Origin of the sequence: Leeuwenhoekiella parthenopeia (assembly GCF_020782115.1) — a bacterium.
GTDB lineage: Bacteria > Bacteroidota > Bacteroidia > Flavobacteriales > Flavobacteriaceae > Leeuwenhoekiella > Leeuwenhoekiella parthenopeia.
Window position 1 is genome coordinate 1 of sequence record NZ_JAJGMW010000046.1, and the last position, 5221, is coordinate 5221.

4 protein-coding genes and 1 rRNA gene are annotated in these 5221 nt (G+C 41.0%); 3 read left to right on the plus strand and 2 right to left on the minus strand.

The genetic code is table 11. The features are described 5' to 3' along the window. Positions 1 to 72, plus strand: a 5S ribosomal RNA gene (rrf, locus tag LLW17_RS19090); the annotation flags it as partial. Between the two features lie 202 nt (positions 73 to 274). On the opposite strand, the gene LLW17_RS18720 is transcribed toward rrf, so the two are convergent. Both LLW17_RS18720 and dinB read right to left on the minus strand, forming a co-directional pair. After that, positions 275 to 3301 carry a DNA polymerase III subunit alpha gene (locus tag LLW17_RS18720; protein WP_228231818.1) on the minus strand — a complete coding sequence of 1009 codons (3027 nt, stop codon included), beginning with the start codon at positions 3299 to 3301 and terminating at the stop codon, positions 275 to 277. A 12-nt stretch (positions 3302 to 3313) separates the two neighbouring features. Further along, positions 3314 to 4534, minus strand: a complete 1221-nt coding sequence (gene dinB / locus LLW17_RS18725; protein WP_228231819.1) for a DNA polymerase IV — start codon at positions 4532 to 4534, stop codon at positions 3314 to 3316. 184 nt (positions 4535 to 4718) lie between these two features. Between dinB and LLW17_RS18730 the strand changes: the two genes are divergently transcribed. Both LLW17_RS18730 and LLW17_RS18735 read left to right on the plus strand, forming a co-directional pair. Further along, positions 4719 to 4943, plus strand: coding sequence for a DUF433 domain-containing protein (locus LLW17_RS18730; protein ID WP_228231820.1), 225 nt, complete (start codon positions 4719 to 4721; stop codon positions 4941 to 4943). Next, positions 4940 to 5086 (plus strand): DUF5615 family PIN-like protein, encoded by a 147-nt coding sequence (locus LLW17_RS18735; protein WP_228231821.1) that lies wholly within the window; start codon positions 4940 to 4942, stop codon positions 5084 to 5086. Before LLW17_RS18730 ends, LLW17_RS18735 begins: the two co-directional genes overlap by 4 nt. Positions 5087 to 5221 lie beyond the last annotated feature (135 nt).

A 5221-nucleotide genomic window follows, 5' to 3' on the forward strand; every position in this document is an offset into this window, starting at 1 on the left:
TCCGAACAGAGTAGTTAAGCCCGTTAGCGCCGATGGTACTGCATCTCGTGGGAGAGTAGGTCGCCGCCTTGTTTTAAAGTCCGCATCAGTTTATGATGCGGACTTTTTTTATGCACTAAACTCAGATGTTAGACTAGAGTTCAGACCTTGAATTTTAAACCTTCAACTTTGAATCAAAACCGCGTTAGGGGTTGTAGTTGAAATCCTTTTAAACACAACAGGTGTTTAAAAGATTGAAACGAAAGACCCGACCCGAAGGGAACGCCCTAAAAAACTATTCTTTATTAAGAAGAATGTAAGAAGGAGTAGAGTTTGAATTCTCTTTACGGTTATATGTAACATCAAATCTGGGATCGGGAACATATGCCATTCGTTGCATAGCAATGACTTCGAGTGTAATAAAATCAAATTCGGTAACCACTTTACCGGTTAGTTTGTAAATACCTCTTCCGTGAAAGGGATATTTCTTTGCTATCGGAGGAAAATGCACCGTATCTAACCACTGGCCTTCTCGATCCAGAAATGTCCCGAAAAACATACGGTCCCCTTTAGACGTGCGCGTATTCTTTAAAGTAACGAGATAGCCGTAAATAGTAATGACTTTTTCAAGATGATTTTTTAAATCTACAGTGACTAAGTTGCTATCGGGTTTTTGTTCTAGCAATATAAATGGATCGTAAAGCGGAAAGCCTATAAGTTCTAATTGATCAAACGCATTTTCCAAATCTGTTATGGAGAATTTGGGCAAGATATAATCGTTCATAGATACCCTGAAGAAGCTTTGCTGCAGTTCGTTTTTAGGTATGGTGTTTTCTTTATAGTAGGCTTCCCAGAGTAAGCTGCGTTTGTCTTTACCTAAAGAACGTAATGCGTCTATACGTATTAGTAAATCGAGCTGCTCAATGCTTAATGGCACACGTTCTATAAAATCATCATAGGATTTAAATAGTCCTTGAACCCGGGCATTTATAATTTTCAGCATGGTTTTTTGCTCCAGACTGTCAATATGCTGAAAGCCCAGGTAGATCGTTTTGCCTTTGATAGAAGTTTCAATTAAACCGAAGTTTATGCAGGGTGCTTCAATTTGCGCTCCGTTGAGCCGTGCTTCGTGAACGTAGGTTTCAGCTCTGTAAAAACCACCGCCATTATTTAAGGTTGCAACCATATATTCAAGCGGGAAATAGCATTTGAGGTAAAGACTTTGGTAGCTCTCTACAGCGTAGGAAGCTGAGTGCCCTTTCGCAAAGGCATAACCTGCAAAGCTTTCTATTTGGCGCCATACTTCATCTACTATCGCTTTTGGCTCACCGGCACTAATACAGTTGTCTCTAAACTTTTTCTTTACAGCTTTAAACTCTTTTCGCGAGCGGTATTTACCGCTCATTCCTCTGCGCAAAACATCGGCCTCTCCCAGGTTGAGTTTGGCATAGTGATGCGCTACTTTAATCACATCTTCCTGATACACCATAATCCCGTAGGTATCTGGCATTATTTTTTGCAATACAGGATGGCCTTCTTTGCGCCTTTTGGAATTGCGATGCCTTAAAATGTACTCACGCATCATGCCACTTTTAGCAACACCCGGCCTTATAATAGAGCTTGCTGCGACCAGTGAGAGATAATTGTCAACCTCCAGTTTTTTTAACAGCATACGCATCGCGGGTGATTCTACATAAAAGCAACCTATGCATTCTGCCCGAGCAATCATCGAATTGATGTTGGCATCTTTAAAAAGTGGTTTTGGATTGTGGATGTCGAGCATCTTTGCTTCGGGCTGATTGGTTTTTACGATTTCAATCGCATCTTTAATCTTTCCCAGGCCGCGTTGTCCTAAGATGTCAAACTTAAACAGGCCTACATCTTCTGCGATATGCATATCAAATTGAACAGTAGGAAAATCTTTTGGAGGTAAATGAGTTGCACTAAAATAGTGAATAGGCCTGTCTGATATTAAGATTCCACCGGCGTGAATACTCAGGTAATTGGGGCGCTCGTGCAAAATAGCGGCATATTTCAATGTAAGCCTGCTTAAATTATCGAGGTTTTGTAAGGAGTAGTTTCCGGCACTCAGTTTATCGATCTCGTGTTTGGGAATACCGAAAACCTTTCCCAGTTCACGTACTGCACCACTGTGTTGAAAGGTGACATACGAACCCAACAACGCTGCCTGACCGTTTTGGCCAAATTCCTCAAAAATAAAACGGGTAACATCTTCGCGGTCCCAGGTAGAAAAGTCAATATCAAAATCAGGCGGATTGAGGCGGTATTCGTTCATAAACCGCTCAAAATACAAGTCCAGTTCTATAGGATCAACATCTGTGATGCGCAGTAAATAGGCAACAATACTGTTTGCACCGCTCCCGCGGCCTACGTAGAAATAATTTTTGCTTCGGGCATATTCAATGATTTTCCAGTTGATGAGAAAGAAGGCCACAAAATCCTGTTTTTTAATGAGGCTAAGCTCTTTCTCGAGTCGCTCCACTATTGTTGGGGTTATTTTTTCATAGCGTTCACTCAGACCCTTGTCACAGAGTTCTTTTAACTTTTTGAAATCGGAATCACTGCTCCCCAGAACTGTTTTTAAGTTTTGAGAGGGCCTTTTGGGGGAAAAGTCAAAATCAATACTGCAGGCTTGTAGTAAATCTTCTGTGTTTTTAAGGATGTATGGGTATTCTGCGAAAATGGACTTTATTTTTTCCGTTGGAAGCATATACTCATCGGGAGAGCCTTGTTCTTCTAACGGGAGCTTACTTAAAAGCGTATTGGTGTCTACAGCTCTCAACAGCCGGTGTACATTAAAATCTCTTTTAGAATTAAAACTTACCGGAAGCAATACAACCAATTTGTCTTTATAGGCGCTGTATTTAGAAAAGCGAAGCCGATTAAGATCTTTTGGTCCTATACCGATAAATTCATGTTTAGAAAAAGTAGTTTTATCGAGTTCCATCGTTCGTTCAAAAGCGTAAATGGTATACACATTTTCAAATCGTGGCGCATTGTCAGCAATCGGAGTTTTATCATGGAGGTGTTTTGATAAAAAATTATTCAGTTCCAAATACCCTTCATTATTCCGCGCCAGCGAAACATAGCATTGCTGATTTCCATTTCTAAAATCAATTCCCAGAACGGGTTTAATGTTTTTTTCTTTCGCTCTGCGAACAAAATTTAAGCCTGCAGATGTATTGTTGATGTCAGTCAATGCAATACAATCTTGCTTATGCTCAATCGCAAGGTCGAGTAATTCTACCTCTGAAAGTGTGCCGTAGCGCAGGCTGTAATAGGAGTGACAATTTAAATACATATTGAAATTGGGTTATTGATGACGGTGTGCCAAAACGATAGGTGGCTGACCGTTAAAAGGATTACCCTGCCCGCCAATAGTTCTGGAGCCCTCGCCCATCGTAGCCGCGCGCATGACACTGCGGTCACCGTAGCGTTTGCGTATGGCATCCATAGCTTTGTAAAGGTTAACGGTACGGTTGGTGTTTTCAAAAAGGTCTATCTGGTAATGTCCTTCGGTAAGCCCGCTAAAGCGCACGCCAACCAGCCGTATGAGCAATCGGCGGTTATAGAGTTTATCAAAAAGTTCAAGCACTGTGGGGATCAGATTGTGGTCTGCTGCGGTATAGGGGATTTTGAGTTGTTTGGAATAGGTCTGAAAATCGGAATACCGAACCTTAACCGCAATGCACGAAGTGAGTTTGTTGCCCTGTCTAAGCTGAAATGCGAGGTTCTCTGCCATCGCGTGGATGGTTGTTCTCAGTTTAACCACATCGGTCGTGTCCTGCCCGTAGGTGCGCTCGCTGGAGATTGATTTGCGCTCGTGATACTCGATTATAGGGGAGCGGTCAATGCCGTTAGCGCGCTCCCAGATCATTCGGCCATTTTTTCCAAAAACGGAAACCATCATCTCTACCGGCATTTGCTGCACCAGTCCTATATGTTTTACGCCCAAATTGCAGAAGGTTCGAAAAGTTTTTTCGCCAACCATCGGTATTTTTTTAATGGAAAGCGGTTCGAGAAAGATTTTTTCAAAACCGGCGTCAACTTTGAGCTGATTGTTAGGCTTGGCTTCATTTGTAGCCACTTTAGAAACGGTTTTATTGACCGAAAGGCCAAAGGAAATGGGTAAGCCGGTCTCTTTAATGACTTTAGACCGAAGCTCTTTAGCAAACTTGTAACAGCCAAAAAACCGGTCCATCCCTGTGAGATCTGCGTAAAACTCGTCAACACTGGCTTTTTCCAAAACGGGGACATGCTCCTGAAGGATTTCGGTAACGGTTTTAGAATATTTGGTGTAAATACCTGCATTTCCGCGAATGTAAGTCGCTTGTGGACAGAGTTGCCGGGCCATTTTCATCGGCATACCCGAGTGAACTCCAAACTTGCGGCTCTCGTAGCTGGCCGCACTTACCACGCCCCGATCGCCTGTGCCACCTACGATCACAGGTTTACCTACTAGCGAAGAATCTGCCAGGCGTTCGCAGGAAACAAAAAACGTATCGAGATCCAGATGTAGAATATTTCGGTTCATATAAATAGGAATTATTACAAAAATATGGAAATATTCCTATTTTAATCTCTGCTAAGACTAATCGAAACGTTAAATATCAAAATTTGACTCTGGTTATAGAATGATAATTTTAATGTTTTGATTTCGTATTAGAAACGAATTATAAGTTCTATTGACTTAATTTTAAATTACGTACTTTAGAAATATGGTAAATTATAAAGAACATATTGTTATCGACCCTAATAAGAGGTTTGGTAAACCTATAATTTCAGGGACCAGAATTTCGGTTTATGATGTGCTGAATTGGCTTGCCAATGGTATGTCTAAGGAGGAGATTTTAGATGATTTTCCAGAGCTCAGCAAGGATAATATAACGGCTTGTTTGTTATTTGCTGCAAATAGAGAACGTAGAATTAGAGTAGCTTCGTGAAACTGTTGTTTGATCAAAATATATCATTTAGGATTATCAAACAATTGGAGCGTGTTTTTCCCGGATCTAAACAGGTAAAGGAGCTTGGTCTTGAAAACACTGAGCATCCCCCCATTTGTAGGGCAGTTTTCAGCTTAAATTAAGTTCCGGCTATATTGACTAAGCTGCTTTTTGTTGTTTGTTTAAATACTTTACCAGCGGTATTTCGTTTTCTATTCCCTGATGCCTTCTTTTTGTATTGTAATAACTAAAATACGTTTTTAATTGTTGGTATAGAT

Excerpts from the sequence above, each read along its gene's own strand:
- LLW17_RS18720 (WP_228231818.1), bottom strand. The coding sequence starts at position 3,301 with ATGTATTTAAATTGTCACTCCTATTACAGCCTGCGCTACGGCACACTT.
- dinB (WP_228231819.1), bottom strand. The coding sequence starts at position 4,534 with ATGAACCGAAATATTCTACATCTGGATCTCGATACGTTTTTTGTTTCC.
- LLW17_RS18730 (WP_228231820.1), top strand. The coding sequence starts at position 4,719 with ATGGTAAATTATAAAGAACATATTGTTATCGACCCTAATAAGAGGTTT.